We start from the raw sequence: 24,376 nt of genomic DNA on the forward strand, positions 1-24,376 counted from the left end.
CGCTGGTGTTTACAGCCGGACGCTACGGCCGCCGTCGACGTTAATGACTTGTCCGGTCACATAGTTGGCCTCGGCAACCAGATAATGTACGGCCTTGGCGATGTCGTCCGGATCGCCGGCCTGTTTGAGGATGGTGTGCGAAATAATACGCTGGCGCGATACTTCGTCCAGATCCGGCGCATCTTCCGGCCAGATGATAGGGCCGGGTGCGACAGCATTGACGCGCACTTCGGGCCCCAATTCACGTGCCAGTGAGCGGGTCAGCCCGACCAGCCCGGCTTTGGCGATGCTGTAAATCACGTAATTTTTCATCGGCCGTTCCGCATGAATGTCGGTGATATTGACGATGCAGCCTTGCTGCCGGCGCAATTCGGCAGCGGCAGCCTGAGCCAGAAACAGCGGGGCCTTGAGGTTGGTGCCGATCAAATCCAGCCAGTTGCTTTCGCTGATGGCGCCTATCGGCGAGGCATAAAAACTGGAAGCATTGTTGATGAGTACGTCGAGTTGGCCAAAACTGGAGAGTGTGGTCTGAATCAGATTGGGGAAGCTGTCGCAGTCGAGCAGGTCGGCCTGGATCAGCGTGACGGAGCCTGCGCGGATGGCATTGAGCTCGGTTTGCAGCGCACGCGCTTCGGTCACCGAGGAACGGTAATGCACCATCAGATTGGCGCCGGCCCGATGAAGGCGCCGGCAGATGGCTGCGCCTACGCGTTTTGCGCCTCCGGTGATCAATACTGTTTTGCCTTGCATCATATTTCCTTTATGCTTACGTCATTTTACCATTAGCCAATACGATGTCTCTACCCGCCCCTACCCCTGCTGCGTTAACGATCAGCACGCAGCTTACCCAGCATATTGCGAGTGAAATAGCAGAACATGGCTGGATTTCGTTCGCGCGCTATATGGAGCTTGCGCTCTATGCACCAGGGCTGGGTTATTACAGTGCGGGGGCAGCAAAATTCGGCGCGGCTGGGGATTTTGTAACCGCACCGGAAATCTCGCCGCTGTTTGGACGTAGCCTAGCACAGCAGATCGCTCAGGTGTTGAAGATGACGGGCGGTGATGTACTGGAAGTGGGGGCAGGTAGCGGACGTCTGGCATGCGATGTCATGGCAGAACTGGCGCGTTTGGATAGCATGCCGCAGCGCTATTGCATCCTGGAAGTAAGCGCCGACTTGCGTGAGCGCCAGCAGCGCTTGCTGGCGACCGAGTTGCCCGAGTGGGCGGCGCGCGTAGTGTGGCTGGATCGTTTGCCGAATGCGTTTAACGGCTGCATCATCGGCAATGAGGTACTGGATGCCATGCCGGTCCATGTGCTGCACTGGCATGATGGCGGCATAGCCGAACGTGGCGTGGTCCGGGAGGGCGAGCGATTCGGGTGGGGCGATCGCGTCCTGCCAGCCGGACGCTTGCGCGAGCAGGCAGAAGCGTTGCAGGTGCCTGGCGAGTATATCAGCGAGGTGGGTCTGGCTGCGCAAGGGTTCATCAGCAGCTTGGGCCAATGCCTGACCGCTGGGGCTATTGTCATGATTGACTACGGTTTCGGCGAGAGTGAGTACTACCATCCGCAGCGCGATCAGGGCACCATCATGTGTCATTATCGTCAGCATGCGCATGATGATCCATTCCATTTTCCGGGTTTGCAGGACATCACCGCACATGTCGATTTTACTGCAATGGCGGTGGCCGGCATCGATGCAGGTTTAAGCCTGGCCGGTTATACCAGTCAGGCGCAATTCCTCATCAATTGCGGCATCACTGACCTGCTTGCGCAAACGCCGGCAACCGATGTCGCGGCCTATATTCCTCAAGTCACGGCCGTGCAAAAATTGATGAGCCCTGCGGAAATGGGGGAGCTGTTTAAAGTGATGGCATGGACGCGCGGCCTCGATATACCTCTGCTGGGATTTGCGCAAGGCGATCAGCGCCGGCGTTTGTGAGCACCCACTGCATGCTGTCGCGTTTATTTTATTCGCTGATGCTGGTGCTGGCATTGCCGTACCTGGTGCTGCATCTGCTTTGGCGCGGCTGGCGGCAGCGCGGTTATTGGCGACATTGGGGGGAGCGTTTCGGTTTTTATACCCGGCGCAGCGCCAGACCGGTGATCTGGCTGCATGCGGTGTCCGTGGGCGAGACCCGCGCTGCCGTGCCGCTGGTGCAGTCTTTGCTGGCGCGTTACCCCGGCCACCAGATACTGCTTACCCATACCACTCCTACCGGGCGCGAGACCAGTGAGCAGCTCTTCGGCGATAAGGTATGGCGGGTGTATCTGCCATACGATTATGCTTTTGCGGTACGCCGTTTCGTGCGGCAATTTCGTCCTGTTCTGGGCATGCTGATGGAAACCGAAATCTGGCCGAATCTGATTGCGATCTGCCGCTGCGAAGGGGTGCCGGTCATGCTGGTCAATGCCCGGTTGTCCGAACGTTCGGCGCGACGTTACCGGCGCCTGGCCGGACTGGTGCGATACAGTTTGACTGGCTTGACCGCCATTGCCGCGCAAACGCCGGCAGACGCAGTGCGCTTGCAAGCGCTGGGCGGCCAGCAGATCAAGGTCATGGGCAATCTGAAATTCGACAGTGTGCCGCCGGTGGCGCAATTGCAGCTTGGTCAGCAATGGCGCAGCGCTATCGGCGAACAGCGTCCGGTGTGGCTTGCCGCCAGCACGCGTGAAGGTGAGGAGGCGCTGGTGCTGGATGCGTGGCAGCGGCTCCACGCTGCCGCAGCGTTGCTGATTATCGTGCCGCGGCATCCGCAACGTTTTGACGAAGTGGCCGCCTTGCTGGAAAAGCGCGATATCCGTTATCAGCGACGCAGCAGCGGTCAGCCGGTCGATGCGAGTACGCAAGTATGGCTGGGTGACAGCATGGGCGAGTTGTTCGCCTATTACCGGGCGGCGGATGTGGCTTTGGTTGGCGGCAGCCTGTTGCCGCTGGGTGGCCAGAATCTGATTGAGGCCGCTGCTGTTGGCTGTCCGGTCATCATCGGGCAGCATGTGTGGAATTTTGCCGAAGTTAGCCGTGCCGCCCTTGCCAGCGGCGCGGCGTTACAGGTAAACAGCCCGGAAGCATTGGCGTTGGCTGTCGGGCGACTGCTGAACGACGGCGTGCGACGCGAACAAATGCGCCAGGCGGCACTGGCTTTTGCCCGCAGTCATCAAGGTGCAACCGAACGTTTGCTGACATTGGTGGCCAGTCATCTGGCCGCTTAGTTGACTTCGGCCAGGTCGGCTTCGCGCAGCGTGCCGAGGTCGGCTTTGAGGCGCAGTTTTGCCAGCCAGTAACCATAGCGTGCTGCAGCCAGATCGCGCTGTGCGGCATAGTATTGCTGTTGCGCATTGAGTACATCGATATTGGTGCGTATGCCTACCGTCAGCCCGAGTTTGTTGGACTCAAGCGCTGACAGGCTGGCGTTGACTGCCTGCGTATAAGCCGCTACCTGCGCTGCCTGACTGTTGATGTTGCTGGCGGCCTGCCGGATGTTGAGATCGATCTGGCGGCGGATGACCAGCAGGTTCTGCTGGGCGCGGTCCTTGTTGGCTTCGGCTTCGCGGATGCGTGAACTGACCAGACCGCCTTGGTAGAGCGGCAGGTTGAGAGCAAGCCCGATGCTGGCATTGCGCGTATCGACGAAGGTGTTGCCGAAGAGCTGGTTGGTGTTGTCGGTGTAATTGGCGACGGCGTCCAGTGTAGGCAAGTGACCACTGCGGGCGCGTGCGATCTCCTGCTCTGCAATATTGAAGCTGGCTTGCTCGATCTGGATTTGCGGGTTGTTATCTACGGCATCGGCTATCCAGTTGTTGAGCTGATTCAGCGCTATCGGGTTCAACGGGTAGTGCGTATTGAGTCCGCGAAGTGTGTTCGGCAGTTTGCCCGTCAGAACGGACAAGGCCTGTTGCTTGATGTTGAGATCGTTCTGCGCGGCAATGAGCTGGGCCTGGGTGAGTTCGAAGCGGGCCCGGGCTTCATCGGTGTCGGTAATGGTTGCGGTGCCTGCAGTGAAATTGGCTTTGGCGAGTTCCAGCTGCTGATTGATCGCTGTTTTTTGAGTCTGCAATACATTCAGATTATCTTGCGCCAGCAGCACGTCGAAATACGCGCTGGCAACCCGCAATATCAGCTCTTGCTGTTTGCTGTCGAGTTGCGCGGAGTTGGCGCGGATCAGCTGTTTGGCTTGTTCGTATTGAACCAGACTGGCCTTCCGGTACAGAGGCTGCGTTACATTGACGCCCATGCCGTTGGAGCTGTAGTTTTGTACACCGCCAAACGATGAGTCGGTGCGGTTCTGCTGGACATTGGCATTGAGCTGGATTTGCGGCAGCAGGGCTGAACGTGCTTGCGGCAGTTTTTCCAGACCGGCGCGATAGTTGGCCAAGCTGGCGGCATATTCGGCGTCATGATTCAACGCATCCGCGTAGACGTGGCTTAACTCGCTGGCAAAGCTGGCCGGGTTCCAGACCGCGAGCAACAGCAGCAAAGCGCGAGTTAATTTAGGCATTTGAGGCACCCGGTTAATAGGTCGGCATGTTTTTATCTACTGATTGCGCCCAGGCATCTACGCCGCCCTGCAAATTATAAACATGTTCAAATCCGGAGTATTCCAGGAAACGTGCAATTTGCATGCTGCGTACACCATGATGGCAAATTACAACGATCTCGGTTTGCGCGTCAAGCTTATCCAGCTGGGAGGGTACCGAGTGCATGGGCATCAGTTGCGCGCCGCTGATGTGCGCAATCTGATATTCCCAGGGTTCGCGCACATCGAGCAGCAATGGCGCTACGCGTGAGTCGTCGGCAAGCCATTGCTGCAAATGCTGCGCATTGATGTGTTGCATGCCTTAAAACACAAAGCGCTCGGGCTGCACTGCATTCTTGAGCAGCGGTATATTGGTTTCAAACAGGGTAATCGTGTTATACGCGTCTTCTGCGACACAGGTAATCAGCTGCGCGGTCATTGCCGGCGCATCCCCGGTGATCGCGAACAGGCGCCCGCCAATCTTCAGGTCATGCATGAAAGTTTCCGGCAATACGGGGGTCGAACCGGTGAGCACGATCACATCATACTTGCCATGACGTGACCAGCCCCGGGCTGCATCGCCCACTTCCAGACTGGTATTGGTGTAGCCATGCGCTTGCAGTTTGGCGCTGGCCTGGGTTTTGAATTCAGGAACGATGTCGACGCTGTGCACGTGCTGGCCGAGCTCGGCAAGCAATGCGGTCAGGTAGCCGCTGCCGGTGCCGATTTCCAGAATGATGTCGGATTTTTTGATGGATAGTTCCTGCAGAATGCGTGCCTCGAGTTTCGGTGACATCATGACTTCGCCGTGACCCAGCGGGATCTCCATATCCACGAAGGCCAGAGTGCGATACATCTGCGGGACGAAATCTTCGCGTTTGACCTTGGTTAACAGGTCAAGCACTTGCGGGTTGAGGACATCCCAAGGGCGAATCTGTTGTTCTATCATGTTGAAGCGGGCTTGTTCGATATTCATTTCTACACCTATATCACTAATCTCTTGCGATTATTCCATATTTCCTATAATTTAACACCTCTGCTGGGGGTCTTCATTGTAAAAAATCAATGAAGTGAGATATACCCTTCGAACCTGATACGGGTTATACCGTCGTAGGGAAGCACTCACCTGCTCCTTACGCTTTTCGCTTAAGGAACACACTTATGAATGCCAATCCGGAATTTATTGCCGCCAATGCCCATGTCGATGAGGCTGCGATCCAACCTTTGCCGAATTCCCGCAAGGTCTATGTGCAAGGTTCGCGCCCCGACATTCAGGTACCCATGCGCGAAATCACCCAATCCGACACTTCCGCTTCGTTTGGCGCAGAACCTAATCCGCCTGTTTATGTCTATGACTGTTCAGGTCCTTATTCCGATCCTGCTGCCAGGATTGATATACGCCAGGGGCTGACCGCAGTGCGCGCGGCCTGGATCGAAGAACGCGGCGATACCGAGGCATTGACCGGGCTGAGTTCCGAATATGGCCGCGACCGTTTGCATGATGCGCAGCTACAGGCGATGCGTTTTCCGGGTCTGGCACGTCAGCCGCGTAAAGCCAGGGCGGGGCGAAATGTGACGCAAATGCATTATGCGCGCCAGGGTATCGTTACGCCGGAAATGGAATATGTCGCCATTCGTGAAAACATGCGACGGGAAGAATATCTGGCGTCACTGAAAGCTGCCGGCCCTACCGGTCAGAAGATGTTCGAATTGCTGGGACGCCAGCATCGCGGTCAGGCCTATGGCGCAGCATTGCCGGAGACCATCACCGCCGAATTCGTGCGTGACGAAATCGCGCGGGGCCGTGCGATCATCCCGGCCAATATCAATCATCCGGAAACCGAGCCGATGATCATCGGTCGCAATTTTTTGGTAAAAATCAATGCCAATATCGGTAACTCGGCGCTGGGTTCATCGATCCAGGAAGAAGTGGAAAAAATGACCTGGGCTATCCGCTGGGGCGGTGATACGGTGATGGATTTGTCGACTGGCAAGAATATCCACGAAACCCGTGAATGGATCATCCGCAATTCGCCGGTGCCTATCGGCACTGTACCGATTTATCAGGCGCTGGAAAAGGTCAACGGCAAAGCCGAGGAGCTGACCTGGGAAATGTTCCGCGACACGCTGATCGAGCAGGCTGAACAGGGTGTGGATTATTTCACCATTCATGCCGGTATCCGCTTGGCTCACGTGCCGCTGACTGCGAACCGAATGACCGGCATTGTGTCCCGCGGCGGTTCCATCATGGCAAAATGGTGTCTGGCGCATCATAAGGAAAGCTTCCTGTACACGCATTTTGAAGACATCTGCGAGATCATGAAGAGCTATGACGTCAGTTTCAGTCTGGGTGACGGTTTGCGTCCAGGCTCCATCTATGACGCGAACGACGATGCGCAACTGGCGGAATTGAAAACCCTGGGCGAATTGACTCAGGTGGCATGGAAGCACGACTGCCAGGTGATGATCGAAGGTCCGGGTCATGTGCCGATGCAGTTGATCAAGGAAAACATGGATCTGCAGCTGGACTGGTGCGACGAAGCGCCGTTCTACACACTGGGGCCGCTGACCACGGATATCGCACCGGGCTATGACCATATTACCAGCGCGATTGGCGCGGCGCAGATCGGCTGGTACGGTACGGCGATGCTGTGTTACGTCACGCCCAAAGAGCATCTGGGGTTGCCGGACAAGAATGACGTGAAGGATGGCATCATGGCGTACAAGGTGGCCGCCCATGCCGCCGATCTGGCCAAGGGGCATCCCGGTGCGCAGATTCGCGATAATGCGTTGTCCAAGGCACGTTTCGAGTTCCGCTGGGACGATCAGTTCAATCTCGGCCTGGATCCCGATAAAGCGCGCGAGTTCCATGACGAAACCTTGCCGAAAGACTCTGCCAAGGTCGCGCATTTCTGCTCCATGTGCGGGCCGCATTTCTGTTCGATGAAAATCACGCAGGACGTGCGTGATTATGCGGCACAGCAGGGCTTGTCGGATCAGGATGCCTTGCTGCAGGGTATGGAAGTGAAGGCCGTTGAATTCGTGAAGCAGGGCGCCGAGATTTATCGCAAGGCATAGACAACATTTGGGAATTGTATGCTTCCGCAGTTGTCATGGAAGTGGCAACTGCGTTTTTTTGTGCCTGCGTTACGTAAATCGTTAAGCAGAGTGTCATGCTGCTTTGTTAAGCTGTTTTTATTTTGGGTGATTCGATCATGGATATGGTATTGGCATTAAAAGCATTGATACTCGGGCTGGTTGAAGGTTTGACTGAATTTCTGCCGATTTCGAGTACCGGACATTTGATATTGGCAGGCGATTTGCTGAATTTTAACGATGAGCGCGGCAAGGCTTTTGAAATCATTATTCAGGCGGGAGCGATCCTCGCGGTATGCTGGGAGTATCGCGTCAAGCTGATCGCCGTGACTCGCGGGCTGGGGCAGCCCGATGCCAACCGTTTTGTCCTGAATCTGTTCATTGCTTTCCTGCCTGCAGCAGTGCTCGGTTTGCTGTTCGCGCATAAAATCAAGGAATATCTGTTCCAGCCGGTACCGGTTGCCATGGCCTTTATCATCGGCGGTTTGCTGATTTTATGGGCAGAGAAGCGCCAGCATGTTATCCGGGTGGAAAGTGTCGATGCGATGAACTGGAAAGATGCACTTAAAGTAGGTCTCGCCCAGACGCTGGCGCTGATTCCGGGGACTTCGCGTTCCGGCGCAACTATCATCGGCGGCTTGCTGTTCGGCATGTCGCGGCGTACAGCGACCGAGTTTTCTTTTTTCCTGGCGATTCCGACCCTGCTGGCGGCAACCTTCTATGAAGCATTCAAGCATCGCGATATCTTATTGCGCTCGGAAGGCGATTTGATGTTGTTCGTAATCGGTTTTGTGATGTCGTTCGTGAGCGCGATGTTTGCCATACGTGCATTGCTGCGCTTTATCAGCAACCACGATTTTACGGTGTTTGCATGGTATCGGATCGTGTTTGGCATTGTGGTGCTGGTGACAGCCTATAGCGGCGTGGTGGACTGGTCGGCTAACTGAGTAGGTCTTTTTTCCAAACGACAATGCCCGCGAAAAGCGGGCATTGTCGTTTGCTTCGCCTGGATCAGGCTGCGTAAGCTTTGTCGGTGAGCTCCACGATCTTGGCAAGTACCACATCTTCCTGGAACGGTTTGCCCAAATACGCATTCACCCCGAGATTCATTGCGTGTTCGCGATGCTTGTCTGCGGTGCGCGAAGTGATCATGATGATGGGAATATGCGCCAGTCTGTGATCGGCACGCATTACTTTGGTAAGCTCGAAACCATCCATGCGCGGCATTTCGATGTCGAGCAACATCAGATCAGGCAGGGTATTTTGCAGTATCTGCAAGGCATCCACGCCGTCCTTGGCGGTAATGACTTCGTAGCCTTCGCGGACGAGCATGCGGGTAGTGATTTTGCGCACGGTCAGCGAGTCATCGACTACCATCACGGTTTTCGCTGTGGTCATCTGGTCTACGGCTGCCATTGGCGTACGGCTGATACGTTGCCGTACTTGTGCGCCCTGACGTTGCGCCAGTTGTACCGGATTGAGGATCAGGACGATTTGACCGTTACCCATCACGGTTGCACCGGCGATGCCGAGTACGCCGGCCAGTTGCGGCCCTATGTTTTTAATCACGATCTCACGGTTGCCGGTGAGGTGATCTACCAGTATGGCGACGCGCTGGTTACCGCTCTTCAATAACAGTACAGGACTGTATTGCTGTTGTATTGGCTGCGAGCCGATGTCGCCTAATAGATGCGGCAGATAGAAGAAATCGTAGTGATTGCCTTGCCAGTCAATGCTGCCTTGTCCGAGCAGTTCATCGAGTTGGGTGGTTTTGTATTCCTGCACTTGTTCTACCATGGACGAAGAGATCGCATACAGGCGGTCGCCTACAGTGACCATGACCGTTTGGGTAACTGCCAGCGTAAGCGGCAAATACACGGAGAACTGTACTCCTTTGCCCATTTCCGATGCGATATCAATGCGTCCGCCGAGCTGGCTGATCTCGTTTTTAACCACGTCCATGCCCACGCCGCGGCCGGATAACGTAGTGATGGATTCCGCAGTGGAGAAGCCGCTGGCAAAAATCAATTGCATTAGTTCGTCGGCAGTCAATTCTGCATCGGGCGAGATTAATTCACGACTGATCGCTTTGGCCCGGATAGCCTGCAAATCAAGGCCACGGCCATCGTCGCGCAGTGCGATGACAACCTCGTTACCTTCTTGCCGGGCGTACAGCACGATCTCGCCGTATTCGGACTTTCCTGCTGCCAGCCGCTCGCCAGGCATTTCGATGCCATGAGCAACTGAATTGCGCAGCAGGTGTTCCAGCGGTGCGACCATTTTATCGAGTACGCTACGGTCGAATTCAACGTGTTCCCCAATCAGTTGCAGACTGGCTTTCTTGCCCAGATCCTTGGCAGCAAGGCGAACGGTTCTATGCAGACGGTCGGAAATGCTGGATAAGGGCACCATGCGAATATGCATCAGCGCTTGCTGCAAATCTTTCGCCAGACGGCCTTGCTGGTTGATGGCTGCGTCGGTTTCATTCAATCCGACGGTCAGGTTTTGTTGCACAGTGCCGATGTCATTGACGCTTTCCGCAATCATGCGGGTAAGTTCCTGCAGGCGGGTAAAACGGTCGAATTCGAGCGGATCGAATTCTGCATCTTCATTGCGCATGAGGGACAATGTCGACTGCATCTGACTTTCGGCCTGGATTTCCAGTTCGCGCAATTGCGCGCGCAGGCGGCTGATGTTTTCGTTCAGTTCCAGCGTGCCGGTTTTGATATTGGCTACGCTGCTTTCCAGCCGCGAACGGGCAATATTTATTTCGCCGGCCTCGTTGACCAAACGGTCGACCGTATCGGCGCGCACGCGCAGCGTTTGAGCGTTGGCTTCGGCGTCAACCGAGGCAATCTGATTATTTTGCATCATGACAGCTTGAGGCGCAGTAACCATGCCGTCTTTAGACGCGTGATCTGCGGTTACCGCGGGCGCTTGGTCTGGATTGCGTAATTGTTCGACCGCTATGTTCAGCTGGTCTATCTGAGCCTCAAAACGTTCGAAGTCATGTGCGCCAAAGTTTTGCTTGGTGATGGCATCGATGATTTCTGTTTCCAGCACATGGGTAAGTTCACCCAGACGCATGGCACCTGCCATCCGCGCGCTGCCTTTGAGCGTGTGCAATAGTCGCTGCAGATTGGCTTGTTCTTCGCCTTGGGGCAGCTGTTGCCAATTGCGAATGGACTTTTCGATTGCCGGCATCAGATCAGCGGCTTCTTCGAGGAAGATTGGCAGGAGCTGCTCGTCCACATCGTCCGTAACCGTGATGTGGTGATGCGATGGTTCGTCGCTAGGCAGTAATAATTTTTCCAGAGTCGAGGTGATATGTGGGGATTGCGCTTCGGCCTCCACTGCCCCCACCTCGTCGCGGGCAAGGTCGCTATTGTCGTCAGAAGTCGACTCGGCAACGTCGGATTCACTGGCTAGCAGCGTATCGTCAGATGACGGATGACTGAGTTGCGCCTGGGCTTTGTCGAGCAGGGCGACCAGCTCAGGCGCAGCTTGCGGAGCCTCCTGTTTGCGGATGCTATGGAGCATGCTGGCGATATGCGTGATCGCGAGGTCGGCGGCATTCTCATGGTGGGGGAGCGGTGCAGCGTTGACATGCAGACGATTCAGCCAGCCTTCCAGCGCATGGGCAAGTTCTGCAATGGGCTTGAATCCGGTCAAACCGGCAATGCCCGCCAGGGTGTGGGCAGCCCGCATGAATTCGTAACTGACGGCTTCATGGGGGTGATTTTGCAAGCGGGTAAATTCCTCGCGCAGGGTATGGTAATGCTGATCGGCTTCACGCAGGAAAATATCGAGCAGCATTGGCGAGATCAGGTTGGTGCCAATCGCTATGCGCTCATCTGCCGGTTCATGCGTGAGCGTGTCGTCTGTCGGAGGCAGTATCTGTTCCGTGGCATGAATCGGCTCTGCCGGTTCGGCGGCAATATCGCTGACGTCATCGCTTGCGATTGCGCTGTCAGCGGTATCATGTGACGGATTTTCTCCATCACTGTCGCCGGCCATGGCAGTATCATCGCTTGTGTGGGCTTCTGGGGCGCTTGTGTCGATCGCGGAAACCGGCGTTTCTTCATGGAGCACCGCGATTTCCGGGAGTCCGGAATCCATTGCATCAGGTGCGCTCGGCGTTTCGGCAGCGATTTCTGCAAAATCGGTATCCGTGTGTTCGGTTACCTGCTTGACTGGCGGGGTGTGCGTCATTACCTCTGCATCAGTGGGTTCGGTTTTTGCAGCACTCGGCATTATTTCGACTGCCTGCTCAGCAAGATCAGGGTGGTCGACAGTTTCCGGGGTTAATGATGTGCGCAATTGATCGGCTTGCGTACTCAGGGCTGCATAATCGACGCTTACCGGCTCGCCGGTTTTGAGCGCATCGACCCAGCTGGAGAATAACTGGTGAGCGCGGTTGAGGAATGAAGTTAATTCCGGTGTCGCATTTTTTTCTTCATGCAGCCATTGGTTGAGCAGTTGTTCAACCGACCAGGCTGTTTCGCCGAGTTCATGGAGTTCTACCATGCGGCCGCTACCCTTCAGCGTATGGAAGCTGCGGCGCACAGTACGCAATGATTCGCCATCATGCGGTTGCTGGGCCAGGGTTTGCAATTCATGCTGAATGGTTGACAGCACTTCGGTGGCTTCTTCCAGAAATATTTCCAGCAGCTCTGCGTCGATTTCATGTGCAGCGATTTCAGCCGGTCTGGATTCGTCGTGTCCTTGCGACTCTCCTGCCATATGGCTGGCCAGCTCGTTTAATGCTTGCGCGCTTTGGCCGGCGTTGATCTGTTGCAGGACTTCGGCAGTTTGCAGTTTAAGGGCCTGATCTCCTACCAGTTCGGCATCCTGATTGATTTCGCGCAGGGTTTCAACGAGCTTTTTTTTTGCATCCTCCTCATCAGGATTCTGTTGCCAGGCGTCCAGTTGATGATGCAAGTCAGCCTTGAGTGAATCGAGCTCATCCTCGACTCGTTCTTCATCAGGGTGCGCTGTGACATCATCCGCGATCAGGCCAAACTGTTTGAGGATGGGTTGCAGGATGCTGGCAGCATCCTGGCGCTGATAACGTTGTGCATCGACATACAGGCTAATGCTGCTGATGGCATCGGCAATAACGGGAAATTGCGATTCATCAACGGCAATCGCCGGGTCGCGCAATTGCCGTATTATTTCCTGAGTGCGTTCCAGCACCTGATTCGCAGCATCGAGTTGCATGATGCTGAGTGCGCCGTGAATCTCGGTTAACGGACGATCCAGTTCTGCAATGAGCTGTCTGTTATGGAAGTTGTCGCGGAAGAAATTATCCAGCGCTTCTTCGATTTTCTGCACGTTGATTTGAATTTCCTGAGCGACTTGGGCCATGAGCAGTTTTTCTTGCGCTTGCCGGGAGAATTCATCAAGTAACGGCACTTCCGCAATGTCGGCTATGTCGGTTTCGGCATAGGCTGCTGCACGCAATCGCTGGCTTTGTACTTCCGCCTGGTGAACCAGTTCGCCGCTGATGTTTTCGTAATGCTCCAGATTATTCTGGATGAGCAGCAACGCCGTCGCTACTTCCAGGCTAATGGCTTCATAGCGCTGTTTGGGTAACTGCATGTAATCGCACGCAACGTTGCTGATTTCGGCTACCAGTTGCGAAATCGGGGTATTGTTCAGGGTGTCGGTCAGATCCTTTAACTCGTTCAGCTGAATCTGAAATTGGCTCAAACTGTCCTGATTGCCGGAGACGAATTTGATCCAGGCTTCCTTGGCGCTGCCAACCGTGGCTAACAGTTGTTTGAGAAGCGGGCGCAGCGCACTGATTTCATCAATCGAGCCGGTTTGCTGCGGAATCAGATGCGACAGATTGAAAGTGTTTTTGACTTCGGCAATGTGCTCATTGATGTCACGGCTTTGTGCGACAAAGTACAGCAAATCCCGCAGCAGGCGTTCAGCAATCTTGTGCGATCCTTCGATGTGACGCCGCATTTGCAAATCGATACGCCCGCATAGCTGTTTGACCGCAAAGGTTGGCTCGATGGAATGATTGAGCAGACAATCGACAAACGCGCTGGCACCCCACCAGAAAGTCCGGCTCGCAGGTATGCTCATTCCGGTTTCTATGGCATGTACAGCCGAGCGCATGGTTGTCAGGCCTTGCTCGGTATTTTGTTGGCGCAGGAAATCCAGCAAGCCGCGTTGAAAGGCTGTTCGCGATTTTTTAATCAGCTGTGTCAGTTCTTCCGGGGAGAGATTCTGCTGGTCGACAGTGCGCGGTGCGCGATTAGCCATATCGGGAAAGAACAGGTCGCTGGCCGATGTTTGTGTAATGCCTTGTGCAGTTCTTAATTGCTGATAGATGGGGAGCAGTTGTAATTCAAGGTTGGGTTTGCCGTTGAGCAGTTCATCCAGGTAGTGTTCAATCTCATGGCAGGCATTGCCAACCAGATCAAGCATGGGCCGGTCGATAGCGAGATGGCCTGTTTCAAGTGCGCCCACCAGTTTCTCGATTTCCTGACATACCAAAGTGACGCCTTGTAAACCGACCATTGCGATTGCGCCGGTTACCTGATGCAGGTAGGTGCGCGCCTGGCGCAGTTTGGCGGGATCGTCTTCAGCCAGCTTGTATTGTTCCAAGATTTCGCTGGCTTGTCGCAAGGCGCGATCTATTTCATCTTTGACCCAGCTGAGAGGTCCGATATCGTATTCTGGCGTCAAGCTCATGGTTTTTCCTGTTTAGTTCGCTGAATGCGCTTTAAGCGATTTACTGTACGCTAACGTGTAAAAGGATGTTTTTCAAGATCTGCTATGAAAAACACCCTTTATAAACAACGTTATGCTAATTTGAAACCGGAAATGGATTTTTTCAAATCAGCCGCGAGTGCTGTCAACTCACCAATTGAGGATGCGGTTTGTTGCGTACCGGCGGTGGTCTGCTCGGTAATTTGCTGGATATCCTGCATGGCCTGGGCAACCCTGGTTGCAGCAATGGCCTGGCTGTCCGTCACGGTCGAGATATTTTCGATCAGACTGGCGAGGTTACGTGACACCTGACCGATTTCGTTCAGCGCCTGACCTGCCGCATCGGAAAGTTTGGCACCTTCCACTACCCCCTGGGTACTGGTTTCCATGGCGGACACCGCATCCTGGGTATCGGATTGAATGGTCTTTACAATCGCAGCAATCTGCTTTGTTGCTTGTCCGGAACGTTCAGCAAGGCGTTGCACCTCTTCTGCAACCACGGAGAAACCGCGGCCGGCTTCTCCGGCCGCTGCCGCCTGAATAGCCGCATTAAGCGCCAGCACGTTGGTTTGTTCGGTAATGTCGGAAATCAGTTCCACAATTTCACCGATCTCTTGTGAGGATTCGCCCAGACGTTTAATGCGTTTTGAAGTTTCCTGGATGTTTTCACGGATGCTGTTCATGCCGCTAATGGAGTTTTCTACCGCCTTGGTACCTTTTTCCGCTGATTCCAGAGATTGAGTTGCCACTTGTGCGGATTGAGTCGCGCTAGCCGACACTTCATTAATGGACTGGGAGATACCCAGAATAGCGGCCGATGTTTCTTCGATTTCCTGCGACTGGCGCTGAGCAGCAGCCAGCAGCTCTTCGGAAATGGCTTGGGCTTGCAGCGTAGTGTTGGTCACCTTTTCCGTTGCGCGGTTAATCCCGGATACCAGGCCACGCAATTCGTCGATCGTGAAATTGATCGAGTCGGCAATAGCGCCGGTAATGTCTTCGGTCACAGTGGCGTTGGTGGTGAGGTCGCCGTCAGCCAGATCGCCCAGTTCGTTCAGCAGACGCAAAATGGCTTCCTGGTTGCGCTTGTTCTCGGCTTCGCTCAATTGCACGCGGCGTTTGGACTCATTGATGTTCACAAAACCGAACAGCACCAGACTCGCCAGAGCCATCAAGCCGGATACGACAGCAATCATGTTGCCGATCGAGCCCAGGCTTTCATAGGCCTTGGCTGCGACTTGACTGTCTTTCAGGATTTCGTCACTGGATTTGAAAATGGCCAGACTGGCCTGCTTGGTTTCAACCAGAGGCTGCATATTGCTCAGAATGCTGGTGACCGAGGCTTCGAACGGCTTGAATGCGGCAGTCAGCTCGCCTAATTTGTTGTGGGCATCGGTATCAGACAATGCTGCAATGTGCATACGTTCGCTGCCATCACGCAGGCCACGCAATGTTTCCTGGAACGTTGTCGTGTCTTTCCCCAGCTGGAAAGCCACATCCTGGTCGATCGCGTCAGATGCGGCAAGGGCGTTGGCATTTTTTGCCATGCGCTGGGTCAGCATGACCATCTGGCTGGCGAGCGTGGTTTCACGCTGGCCCAGATTGGCGTCCGTCATGCGGCCAACGAGCTGTTCCGAAATTTCCAGCAAGTCGTTAGTGCTGGAGTTGATGTTTTCAACGCTGCTATGCAATTCGACTAACGCTTTTTCCTGTTTCAGGATCTGATTGATCTGATTTTCAACCGGAGTCCAGTCCTTCTTCAAGTCGGCGAGCAGGGGCTGAATCGATTTGGGTGAGGCGGGCAGGCTGATGCTGCCTTTGGTTATGGCGGTGAAGTCGTCTATGAATTGTTTTTCGCTGTCCTTGAGCTGGGCGAAAGCTTCACGGTTACCTGCGACAGCCTGTTGCGCACCTTTCGCAATCCGCTGTGAAAGCATCTGCATTTCAGTTGCTTTGGTGATGTATTCCGTTTTGTTGCCAACCTGTATGCCGTTATAAACCAGCAGCACACCAGCCAGCACCAGGAAACCCAAGCCCGAGACCATGGTCAGGATATATTGTTTCTCGATCGGCAAATGTCCGATCAATGGTGTTTCAGCGGCGGCGCTGTTGGACATTTTCTTCAGGCCGCTCATGATCAGTGTGGTGTTTTCCTGCTTCGATGCCTCCCTGCCGGATTTTCTGGGTTGGTGTTTCGGATTGATTAAGCTAAGCAGGTTAAAAGCCATCGTGTGTCTCCGCTGAATATTTTATTAGATTGGTTGAATTTGAATTAAATGCCAACGGCAAGGAACTTGGGGTCGGTTACTAAAGCAGCCATATTCAGATTGTGCCAGATATCCCCGTTATCATCGCGATGAGTGCTGGAACACCAGGCTGATTGGTCATTGCCGGTTTCCGCTTGCATCTTGTTGATGTTGCGCAAACCCAGCGCCTGATCAATAAGTAGTGCAGCATTGGTGGCAAAGCGCGGGTGCACAATCAGCAGCCTGTTATCCAGATTGCGCTGGATATTGCTTTGCCCGGCAAAACCCGGCAGATCTATCACGCTAAATAATTTTCCGCGTATATTGGTTACGCCGAGAAACCATGTTTGTGTAAGCGGGACGCTGGCAAATGGGGATGGCGTGATTACTTCGCTTATTTCGGCCAGATCTATCAACCAGTTTTGCGTGCCAACCCGAATTGCAAGCCGGCTGTTGGCGGTTGATTGACTTGTTGCTATTTGCAATCGATCGCTTAGGTCCTGCTGAAACTGTTTGAGACTGACACGTTTTGACATGGTCGTAATTTAGTGAGGTAGGGGGATTTGCTTACAGCGAACGAATTTTTTGCAATAGCGCATTACCATCGACCGGTTTGATGATGTATTCAATCGCGCCTTGACGTAATCCCCAGATTTTGTCGGTTTCCTGATCCTTGGTCGTGCACAGGATGACAGGGATATGTTTCAGTTCTTCGTCCTTCGATAATGCACGTGTTGCCTGGAAGCCGTTAAGGCCGGGCATAACCACATCCATAAGAATCAGATCGGGCATGATTTGCTTGGCTTTTTCCAGCGCTTCGGTACCGTTTTCTGCCAAATTGATCTGATAGCCTTGTTTGCTTAATAGGTCGGCAAGAAAAAAACGTTCGGTAGGGGAATCATCGACGATAAGTATTTTGTGTACTGCCATGGTTTACCTCAGTATTAAATATTCGATTCATTAGTCGTTGGTGCATAACGCTGCACAGCCGTTAATAATGTATCTTTAGTAAAAGGTTTGGTAAGGTATTCGTTGGACCCCACGATGCGGCCGCGGGCCTTGTCAAAGAGGCCGTCCTTGCTGGAAAGCATAATGACCGGCGTGGCTTTGAAACGACTGTTTTTTTTGATGAGAGCGCAAGTTTGATAACCGTCCAGGCGTGGCATCATCACATCTACGAAGATGACATCAGGCTGCCGGTCGGTGATTTTGGCAAGGGCGTCAAAGCCATCCTCGGCGAGGATAATTTCGCAGCCAGCCTGTTGCAGAAATATTTCTGCGCTTCTGCGTATGGTGTTGCTGTCATCGATCACCATTACTTTAACGCCGTTCAGATTTTTAGTGTCGGTCACACTGCCCCCAGTAATGATTTTTCAAATTTCTTGTAATTGGTATGGATGATTAAGTTAGGGCCAGACCCGGTTTCATGATGTTTTTCGATTTTCATCATCTGATTAATCATAATTGCATTTTTAATCTTATTTTGCCATGCTGGCAAGTATTTATTATGAATTTTCCCGGGTCAGAAGGGTTTTATCTAAACGGCTACCATTTCGAAGTCATCTTTACGGGCGCCGCATTCGGGGCAGGTCCAGTTAAGAGGCACATCTTCCCAGCGGGTACCGGCGGGAATGCCATCGGCAGGGCTACCTTGCGATTCGTCGTAAATATAACCGCAGACCACGCACATATAGCAATTGTAGGCTGATTCCATCATTTCTTCGCTTTTCAGTTAAAATACTCATTCTAATCCAGTTATACGCTTTTATGGCGTGGTTTTTTAAAATGACAAATGATCCACCTCCAGTTGTTCTGACTTTTGCCGCATCTGACCCAACCGGCGGTGCAGGGATACAGGCGGACATATTGACACTCACCAGTATGGGATGTCATGCCTTGTCGGTGCTGACGGCGATTACGGTTCAGGATACCGTGGGAGTAGAAGACTATCTGCCGCTAGATGCCGAGTGGATTGCCGATCAGGCACGCTGTGTATTGGAAGATATGCCGGTAGCAGCATTCAAGATCGGCATGCTGGGCAGTATCGAAGCGATAGCGGCGATTGCGGCCATCGTGGCCGATTATCCGGATGTCCCCCTGGTGCTGGATCCGGTGTTGGCATCCGGCCGTGGCGACGAGTTGGCGAATGAGGACATGCGTGCCGCTTTGGTGGATATGCTGATCCCGCAGACCACTATCTTGACGCCGAACAGTGTGGAGGCGCGAAGCCTTGTGCAGGATGACATGGACGGTGCAGACGAGGCGAGCCTGGAAGAATGCGCGCGGCATCTGTTGAGCACCGGATGCGAGTATGTGCTGATTACCGGCACGCATGAGAATACCGTGCAAGTGATCAATACGCTGTATGACAATACGGGAGTGGTACGTTCTGATGCGTGGACACGGCTGCCTGGCAGTTATCATGGTTCCGGCTGCACGCTGGCTTCGGCCATTGCTGCTACGCTTGCGCATACAATGAGTCTGCCTGAAGCGGTGCGCGAAGCGCAGGAATTTACCTACGAGAGTTTGCGTGCAGGATTCAGGCCAGGCATGGGGCAATATATCCCGGATCGATTGTTCTGGGCGCGATCCGGGGATGAGCAATGATTGCCGGCTTGTATGCAATCACACGTGAGACCGACGATACGGGCTATTTGCTGACTTCGGTCGAGGCTGCGTTGCGTGGCGGTGCCGCAGTGGTGCAGTATCGGGACAAGAGTGGCGACATAGCGCGGCAGCATGAGCAGGCGAGCGAATTGCTGATAGTGTGTCGGCGCTATCATGTGCCGCTGATTATTAACGACAGTTTGCGTCTGGCCGATCTGACCGGTGCAGATGGTGTCCATCTCGGACGGGATGACGGTGCCATTCATGAGGCGAGAATTGTGCTTGGCCACGACAAGATCATCGGCGTGTCGTGTTATCAATCACTGGAACTGGCGATGGCGGCGCAGGCGGCTGGTGCCGATTACGTTGCTTTCGGCAGTTTCTTTCCGTCGCCTACCAAGCCGGATGCAGTGCACGCGGAACTGGATTTGCTGCGCGAGGCTGCTCGGATTATCCATTTGCCGATGGTGGCGATAGGCGGCATTACATTGAGCAATGCCACCAGCCTGATTGATGCGGGGGCTGATGCCGTTGCAGTGATCAGCGCCTTGTTCGGCAGCAAGGATATTGAAGATACAGCGCGGCAATTTGCCGATTTGTTTGTGGATGAAACTGAAGACTAGATTATGACCAAAAACCAAATGTTGTTTGAGCGGGCGCTGCGCCATATTCCTGGCGGCGTCAATTCGCCGGTGCGGGCATTTCGTGCCGTGGGCGGAACTCCCTGTTTCTTCGAGCGCGCCAAGGGTGCCCGGGTCTGGGATGCGGACGGACGCGAGTTTATCGACTATGTGGGCTCCTGGGGCCGATGATAGTCGGACATAGTCATCCGGACGTGTTGCAGGCGGTTTGTGATGCTGCGGCCAATGGGTTGAGTTTCGGTGCGCCTACTGCACGCGAAGTCGAAATGGCCGATTTGCTCACCGAGCTGATTCCAAGTATGGATATGGTGCGGCTGACCAGTTCCGGTACCGAGGCGACCATGAGCGCGATACGGCTGGCACGAGGTTATACCGGACGTTCCAAGATCATCAAATTTGAAGGTTGTTATCACGGGCATAGCGATTCGCTGCTGGTGAAGGCCGGGTCAGGCGCTTTGACCTTCGGGCAGCCCAGTTCTGCCGGCGTGCCGCCGGAGCTGGCAGCGTATACGATCGTGCTGGAATACAATGCGCCGCAACCGCTGGTGGATACATTTGCGCAATGGGGCGATCAGATAGCCGCGGTTATTGTAGAACCTGTGGTCGGCAACATGAATCTGATTGCGCCGCGTACCGAATTTCTGCAAACCATGCGCGAGGTATGTACCCGGTATGGTGCCGTACTGATTTTTGACGAGGTAATGACGGGATTCCGTGTTGCGTTGGGCGGGGCGCAGGCTTTGTATGAGATCACACCGGACATTTCGACCTTCGGCAAGGTGATCGGCGGCGGCATGCCGGTGGGTGCATTTGGCGGGCGTCGCGATATCATGGAGCAGCTTGCGCCATTGGGACCGGTTTATCAGGCGGGTACGTTGTCAGGTAATCCGGTAGCGGTTGCTGCCGGTCTGGCGACCTTGAAATTGATACAGGTGCCAGGTTTCCATCAGCGCCTGGATGACACTGCCCGGCAGCTGACCGAAGGATTGGTGGCGATGGCTGGAAAACACGGTATAAGCTTCTCCGCGCAGCATGTCGGCGGTATGTTCGGTTTGTATTTCCGTGCACAGGTGCCGCAGACTTATGATGAAGTCACGGAATGTGACAAAGAGGCGTTCAATCGTTTCTTCCATGCGATGCTGGATGAGGGGATTTATTTCGCGCCATCGGCATTCGAGGCCGGATTCGTATCTGCTGCGCACGGGACGACGGAAATAGAGGCGACGCTGGCAGCCGCAGATCGCGTGTTTGTAAAAATGGCTGCTTGAGTTACTGGCGGAGGTGGGAAACAGAAAGGGCGGACTGGTTAAACCAGTCCGCCCTTTCTGTTTGAGATTATCTGCTGCAGTTAGAGGGTGCCGTAGGAATGCAACCCGGACAGGAACATATTGACGCCGAGGAAAGCGAATACGGTAACGAACAGTCCGACTACTGCCCACCAGGCCAGCAGCGGGCCGCGCAAGCCTTTAACCAGGCGGATATGCAGCCATGCGGCGTAATTCAGCCATACGATCAATGCCCAGGTTTCCTTGGGATCCCAGGACCAGTAGCCGCCCCATGCCTCGGCTGCCCACATGGCGCCCAGAATTGTCGCAAGGGTAAAAAAGCCGAAGCCGACAGCGATGGATTTGTACATGACGTCATCCAGCACTTCCAGCTTGGGTAAACGCGAAGTCAGAATGCCTTTGGATGAGAGCAGGTAAGCGACACCTATCATGGCGGCAAGCGAGAATGAGCCATAGCCGATGAAGTTGGCCGGGACGTGTATTTTCATCCAGTATGACTGCAAGGCTGGCACGAGCGGCTGGATGCTTTGTGCCTGGCGGTCGAATGTGTACCACAGCAAAAAACCTACCGCCGCACTGATTACCGGTAATACGAATGCGCCCATCTGACGATTGGCATAGCGGTTCTCGTAATGCAGGTAGAGTAACGCGGTAATGATCGAGAACAGGATAAACACTTCATACAGGTTGGAGATGGGAATATGGCCCACATCAGGGCTGATCAAATAGGATTCATACCAGCGTACCATGAGACCGACCAGGCCCATGGTCAGTGCGCTCCAGGTCAGCGCTGTACCCACTTTGGCGACGAAGTCGGAGCGGGATGCCAGACTGATCCAGTAGGTGATCGTGGCCAGCACAAAGAGCACGCTCATCCACATGATGGCCGACTGGCTGGCGAGCAGGTATTTAAGGAAGAAAGCCTGCTCTGCGCGGCCAAGATCAGCATGATAATCGGAGATGCCGAACAGGCTGAGCGCAGCAACTACCAGAATCAGGGTGCGTATGGGTTTCCAGAGCCAGCCTAAAATCGAAAAACCCGTAGCCGCACCGAACAGAAAGCCTTTTTCATACACATCCATGTAGTTGCCATATAAGTTGAAGGCATAGATTGCGCCCGACCATAATAGAACGGCAAATAGCCAATCCAGTATGTTGAGTTGTTTGACAAGCGCGGGGCGCGGCATAGTTTGGGTGAGTTGCATTTAAGTTTCCTTTACGATTTCGGCAATATGCTGCTGATGTTGCGTAAATTCATTTTCAAAATCCAGCGTTTTCCGATTGCTGGACATTGCAAATAATACTTGATCTGATTTGATCAGTAACCACAATCTGCGTTCGCGAATAAAGAACATGGCAAACACGCCCAGAATTAACAGCGCGGAGCCGGCATATACGATATTTTTACCCGGCGATCGGGTTAACTGCAGACCGGTTGCTTGGACCTCATCAAAGGTGGCAAGTTGCAAATAAACCGGGGCGCCATAAAAGAAAATATCGCTAAAGCTGTTTAGGCTGTCCCGGATAAACCAGCCGGTTTCGTCATCCTTTTTCGGCGCAGACTGATTTGCTCTCGCTTCGGTGATGCTGTAAGCCTCGAATGCCGACATTTCCAGTATCTTGAGATAGGTTTGCGCCGCCTTGTCGCGTTCAGCAGCCGGGATGCGGCTTTCGATAAAGTCGGACAAGGCTTTGTAGCCGCCCTTGGCAAAGATGTTCAGTACCTTGACCGTGCTGTCTGCCAGTTTGAGCTGGGCATCGGGATTGGCGTCGGGTATCGCGCTTTTGGCAAAGCGCCGCGCGATCTCGGGATAAAGTGTCGCATCCAGCAAAGCACCGCGCAAGCGCATGAATCCTGCCAATGTCCGGTTCGGGTCAAGCGGGAAGCGGATGTAGTGGAAAGGCTCGTTTGGCGCTTCGCGCATTCCTGACATCATGTACCAGCGGCCATCGATCTGAAGAGGCAGCATGTAATTGCTGTATTCCCGCGCCTGTCCGTCCGGGTTGCGGATTTTGTACTGGAAGCTCGGACCTACATTATGCAGATCCTTGTGGTCAGCGACGGCATTGCCGCCAATGACGGCACGAGTATCGCGGGACAGCTCGGTGGTCGGTTCGCCCGTGTTCTCGATGTTGAAGGGGCGGAAATCGGTAAATTCCACTGTGTACTGGGTGCTGTCGGCGGCCAGTCTGGATTCGTCATGAATCGCACCGCTTACCGGGAATGACTCGCCACCGTGGTCGAACAGGTTCCAGCCATCCATGTTCAGGCGGGTGCCGCCATCGCCGAAGCTGGCCTGGTAAATGGCTACGCCATCGTAGATCAGGGGATGGTTGACCGTTACTGTGTGCGTCAATACCGGCTTGCCGGTATCCTTGTCGATGATGACAATGTCGCTGGCAAAGGATTTGGGTTGCCCGGTACTGTAATGTTCGATATGAAATTTGTTAAGTGCGATCTTGAATGGCAGGTCTTGCACCATGTAGCCATCGCCAATATTGAGGAAAACGACATCCGCACTGGTGCCTTCCGGAATTGTGACGTTGCCGCGAAACGACAGGTTGTCGGGAGTCAGGCGACTGATGGCGGGTACTTGGCTTTCCGGTATGTCGCGTGTTTCAATGCGTTTCATGCCAAAAGCCTGTTCCAGTTTAAGCGGAATATTGCTGTCTATCAGGCCGCCGATGCAGATGAATACGATGGCGCTATGGGTAAGGATGTAGCCCAGGCGATTGGTGCTGCCGCGCTTTGCGGCCAGCAGTAAATTCCCGTCGTTTTGTTGCTGTTTGTAATGATAGCCTTGTACATCGAGATATTGCATCAATGCCGATGCCGGATTGCCTGTGCGGGTGAATTCGGCAAAATGCTGGAAATGGCGTAACGATTGCTCATTCGCATGTTCGCGATAACTGCGCATCTCTCGCAGCATGGATGGCAGGTTGCGATAAATGCAAGTACTCGTGGAAAGCACCAGGAAGGTAAGGATGACGACAAACCAGGGGCTGTGATAAACATCGTAGAGCCCCAGCCATTTGAATACGGTAAACCAGTATTGGCCGAATTGGATGATGTAGTTTGCGTACGGTTCGTTCTGCTTGAGTACGGTGCCGATGATGGAAGCAATGGCAAGCAGGCTTAGCAGGCTGATGGCGAAGCGCATTGAGCTAAGCAACTCATAAAACGAGCGGGAAAATGTGGCAGACGATTTGTTCATTTTGGTAGTTGAGTGCATACCCTGAAAAATAAAGGGGTGACAATCGC

The 24,376-nt window shown here is 54.1% G+C and carries 20 protein-coding genes and 1 riboswitch; of the genes, 8 read left to right on the top strand and 12 right to left on the bottom strand.

Annotated features, from left to right (window positions below; genetic code table 11):
- Positions 1-9: 9 nt before the first annotated feature.
- Complete coding sequence (locus tag CAP31_RS02230) at positions 10-750, bottom strand: pteridine reductase (protein WP_087446045.1); 741 nt, start codon at positions 748-750, stop codon at positions 10-12.
- Between the two features lie 44 nt (positions 751-794).
- Between CAP31_RS02230 and CAP31_RS02235 the strand changes: the two genes are divergently transcribed.
- Together CAP31_RS02235 and waaA are read left to right on the top strand one after the other, a co-directional pair.
- Positions 795-1,940 carry a class I SAM-dependent methyltransferase gene (locus CAP31_RS02235; RefSeq protein WP_087446046.1) on the top strand — a complete coding sequence of 382 codons (1,146 nt, stop codon included), beginning with the start codon at positions 795-797 and terminating at the stop codon, positions 1,938-1,940.
- Positions 1,941-1,951: 11 nt separating this feature from the next.
- Complete coding sequence (waaA, locus tag CAP31_RS02240; RefSeq protein WP_087446047.1) at positions 1,952-3,211, top strand: lipid IV(A) 3-deoxy-D-manno-octulosonic acid transferase; 1,260 nt, start codon at positions 1,952-1,954, stop codon at positions 3,209-3,211.
- On the opposite strand, the gene CAP31_RS02245 is transcribed toward waaA, so the two are convergent.
- The 3 genes from CAP31_RS02245 to CAP31_RS02255 are packed head-to-tail and all read right to left on the bottom strand — an operon-like array spanning position 3,208 to position 5,491.
- Positions 3,208-4,497, bottom strand: a complete 1,290-nt coding sequence (locus CAP31_RS02245; RefSeq protein WP_087446048.1) for a TolC family outer membrane protein — start codon at positions 4,495-4,497, stop codon at positions 3,208-3,210. The genes waaA and CAP31_RS02245 overlap by 4 nt on opposite strands.
- A 13-nt stretch (positions 4,498-4,510) precedes the next feature.
- Positions 4,511-4,834, bottom strand: coding sequence for a rhodanese-like domain-containing protein (locus tag CAP31_RS02250; RefSeq protein ID WP_087446049.1), 324 nt, complete (start codon positions 4,832-4,834; stop codon positions 4,511-4,513).
- A gap of 3 nt (positions 4,835-4,837) precedes the next feature.
- Positions 4,838-5,491 carry a protein-L-isoaspartate O-methyltransferase gene (locus tag CAP31_RS02255; RefSeq protein WP_087446050.1) on the bottom strand — a complete coding sequence of 218 codons (654 nt, stop codon included), beginning with the start codon at positions 5,489-5,491 and terminating at the stop codon, positions 4,838-4,840.
- A 55-nt stretch (positions 5,492-5,546) separates the two neighbouring features.
- Positions 5,547-5,649, top strand: a riboswitch (TPP riboswitch).
- Positions 5,650-5,676: 27 nt separating this feature from the next.
- On the opposite strand from CAP31_RS02255, the gene thiC reads away from it, so the two are divergent.
- Positions 5,677-7,593 (top strand): phosphomethylpyrimidine synthase ThiC, encoded by a 1,917-nt coding sequence (thiC, locus tag CAP31_RS02260; RefSeq protein WP_087446051.1) that lies wholly within the window; start codon positions 5,677-5,679, stop codon positions 7,591-7,593.
- A 137-nt stretch (positions 7,594-7,730) separates the two neighbouring features.
- On the top strand, positions 7,731-8,558 hold the full coding sequence (locus CAP31_RS02265) for an undecaprenyl-diphosphate phosphatase (RefSeq protein WP_087446052.1): 828 nt from the start codon (positions 7,731-7,733) through the stop codon (positions 8,556-8,558).
- Between the two features lie 64 nt (positions 8,559-8,622).
- Here CAP31_RS02265 and CAP31_RS02270 read toward each other — a convergent pair whose 3' ends face one another.
- From CAP31_RS02270 to CAP31_RS02295, 6 genes are all read right to left on the bottom strand, one after another.
- Complete coding sequence (locus tag CAP31_RS02270; protein WP_087446053.1) at positions 8,623-14,319, bottom strand: Hpt domain-containing protein; 5,697 nt, start codon at positions 14,317-14,319, stop codon at positions 8,623-8,625.
- Between the two features lie 110 nt (positions 14,320-14,429).
- Positions 14,430-16,562, bottom strand: a complete 2,133-nt coding sequence (locus tag CAP31_RS02275) for a methyl-accepting chemotaxis protein (RefSeq protein WP_087446054.1) — start codon at positions 16,560-16,562, stop codon at positions 14,430-14,432.
- A 44-nt stretch (positions 16,563-16,606) separates the two neighbouring features.
- Positions 16,607-17,116 (bottom strand): chemotaxis protein CheW, encoded by a 510-nt coding sequence (locus CAP31_RS02280; RefSeq protein WP_087446055.1) that lies wholly within the window; start codon positions 17,114-17,116, stop codon positions 16,607-16,609.
- Between the two features lie 31 nt (positions 17,117-17,147).
- Positions 17,148-17,510 (bottom strand): PleD family two-component system response regulator, encoded by a 363-nt coding sequence (locus CAP31_RS02285; RefSeq protein ID WP_087446056.1) that lies wholly within the window; start codon positions 17,508-17,510, stop codon positions 17,148-17,150.
- 14 nt (positions 17,511-17,524) lie between these two features.
- Positions 17,525-17,896 carry a PleD family two-component system response regulator gene (locus tag CAP31_RS02290; RefSeq protein ID WP_087448221.1) on the bottom strand — a complete coding sequence of 124 codons (372 nt, stop codon included), beginning with the start codon at positions 17,894-17,896 and terminating at the stop codon, positions 17,525-17,527.
- 221 nt (positions 17,897-18,117) lie between these two features.
- Positions 18,118-18,270, bottom strand: a complete 153-nt coding sequence (locus CAP31_RS02295; protein WP_369802453.1) for a rubredoxin — start codon at positions 18,268-18,270, stop codon at positions 18,118-18,120.
- 95 nt (positions 18,271-18,365) lie between these two features.
- Here CAP31_RS02295 and thiD point away from each other — a divergent pair, with 95 nt between their 5' ends.
- From thiD to CAP31_RS02310, 4 genes are read left to right on the top strand one after another with little or no spacing between them, the layout of a single operon-like run.
- Positions 18,366-19,187, top strand: coding sequence for a bifunctional hydroxymethylpyrimidine kinase/phosphomethylpyrimidine kinase (gene thiD / locus CAP31_RS02300; RefSeq protein ID WP_087446058.1), 822 nt, complete (start codon positions 18,366-18,368; stop codon positions 19,185-19,187).
- Positions 19,184-19,810 (top strand): thiamine phosphate synthase, encoded by a 627-nt coding sequence (gene thiE / locus CAP31_RS02305; RefSeq protein WP_087446059.1) that lies wholly within the window; start codon positions 19,184-19,186, stop codon positions 19,808-19,810. Before thiD ends, thiE begins: the two co-directional genes overlap by 4 nt.
- A gap of 3 nt (positions 19,811-19,813) precedes the next feature.
- Complete coding sequence (locus tag CAP31_RS14955) at positions 19,814-19,999, top strand: hypothetical protein (RefSeq protein ID WP_223247336.1); 186 nt, start codon at positions 19,814-19,816, stop codon at positions 19,997-19,999.
- On the top strand, positions 19,987-21,096 hold the full coding sequence (locus tag CAP31_RS02310) for a glutamate-1-semialdehyde 2,1-aminomutase (RefSeq protein WP_255377133.1): 1,110 nt from the start codon (positions 19,987-19,989) through the stop codon (positions 21,094-21,096). Before CAP31_RS14955 ends, CAP31_RS02310 begins: the two co-directional genes overlap by 13 nt.
- Positions 21,097-21,176: 80 nt before the next feature.
- Here the strand turns inward: CAP31_RS02310 and ccsB are convergent, their stop codons facing one another.
- The gene (gene ccsB, locus CAP31_RS02315; RefSeq protein WP_087446060.1) at positions 21,177-22,319 is read right to left on the bottom strand and encodes a c-type cytochrome biogenesis protein CcsB; all 1,143 of its coding nucleotides are present in this window, start codon (positions 22,317-22,319) and stop codon (positions 21,177-21,179) included.
- Positions 22,320-24,329: a cytochrome c biogenesis protein ResB gene (locus tag CAP31_RS02320; RefSeq protein ID WP_223247337.1), complete on the bottom strand. Its 2,010-nt coding sequence runs from the start codon at positions 24,327-24,329 to the stop codon at positions 22,320-22,322.
- Positions 24,330-24,376: the final 47 nt, after the last annotated feature.

The organism is Sulfuriferula sp. AH1, from assembly GCF_002162035.1.
Lineage (GTDB): Bacteria > Pseudomonadota > Gammaproteobacteria > Burkholderiales > Sulfuriferulaceae > Sulfuriferula.

What these genes read in the sequence shown, in the direction of transcription:
- CAP31_RS02280 (WP_087446055.1), bottom strand. Translation starts at nt 17,116, where the DNA reads ATGTCAAAACGTGTCAGTCTCAAACAGTTTCAGCAGGACCTAAGCGAT.
- waaA (WP_087446047.1), top strand. Translation starts at nt 1,952, where the DNA reads ATGCTGTCGCGTTTATTTTATTCGCTGATGCTGGTGCTGGCATTGCCG.
- CAP31_RS02275 (WP_087446054.1), bottom strand. Translation starts at nt 16,562, where the DNA reads ATGGCTTTTAACCTGCTTAGCTTAATCAATCCGAAACACCAACCCAGA.
- thiE (WP_087446059.1), top strand. Translation starts at nt 19,184, where the DNA reads ATGATTGCCGGCTTGTATGCAATCACACGTGAGACCGACGATACGGGC.
- CAP31_RS02235 (WP_087446046.1), top strand. Translation starts at nt 795, where the DNA reads ATGTCTCTACCCGCCCCTACCCCTGCTGCGTTAACGATCAGCACGCAG.
- CAP31_RS02255 (WP_087446050.1), bottom strand. Translation starts at nt 5,491, where the DNA reads ATGAATATCGAACAAGCCCGCTTCAACATGATAGAACAACAGATTCGC.
- CAP31_RS02270 (WP_087446053.1), bottom strand. Translation starts at nt 14,319, where the DNA reads ATGAGCTTGACGCCAGAATACGATATCGGACCTCTCAGCTGGGTCAAA.
- CAP31_RS02295 (WP_369802453.1), bottom strand. Translation starts at nt 18,270, where the DNA reads ATGTGCGTGGTCTGCGGTTATATTTACGACGAATCGCAAGGTAGCCCT.
- CAP31_RS02290 (WP_087448221.1), bottom strand. Translation starts at nt 17,896, where the DNA reads ATGGTGATCGATGACAGCAACACCATACGCAGAAGCGCAGAAATATTT.
- CAP31_RS02250 (WP_087446049.1), bottom strand. Translation starts at nt 4,834, where the DNA reads ATGCAACACATCAATGCGCAGCATTTGCAGCAATGGCTTGCCGACGAC.
- CAP31_RS14955 (WP_223247336.1), top strand. Translation starts at nt 19,814, where the DNA reads ATGACCAAAAACCAAATGTTGTTTGAGCGGGCGCTGCGCCATATTCCT.
- CAP31_RS02320 (WP_223247337.1), bottom strand. Translation starts at nt 24,329, where the DNA reads ATGAACAAATCGTCTGCCACATTTTCCCGCTCGTTTTATGAGTTGCTT.
- CAP31_RS02230 (WP_087446045.1), bottom strand. Translation starts at nt 750, where the DNA reads ATGCAAGGCAAAACAGTATTGATCACCGGAGGCGCAAAACGCGTAGGC.
- CAP31_RS02245 (WP_087446048.1), bottom strand. Translation starts at nt 4,497, where the DNA reads ATGCCTAAATTAACTCGCGCTTTGCTGCTGTTGCTCGCGGTCTGGAAC.
- CAP31_RS02285 (WP_087446056.1), bottom strand. Translation starts at nt 17,510, where the DNA reads ATGGCAGTACACAAAATACTTATCGTCGATGATTCCCCTACCGAACGT.
- thiD (WP_087446058.1), top strand. Translation starts at nt 18,366, where the DNA reads ATGACAAATGATCCACCTCCAGTTGTTCTGACTTTTGCCGCATCTGAC.
- CAP31_RS02265 (WP_087446052.1), top strand. Translation starts at nt 7,731, where the DNA reads ATGGATATGGTATTGGCATTAAAAGCATTGATACTCGGGCTGGTTGAA.
- ccsB (WP_087446060.1), bottom strand. Translation starts at nt 22,319, where the DNA reads ATGCAACTCACCCAAACTATGCCGCGCCCCGCGCTTGTCAAACAACTC.
- thiC (WP_087446051.1), top strand. Translation starts at nt 5,677, where the DNA reads ATGAATGCCAATCCGGAATTTATTGCCGCCAATGCCCATGTCGATGAG.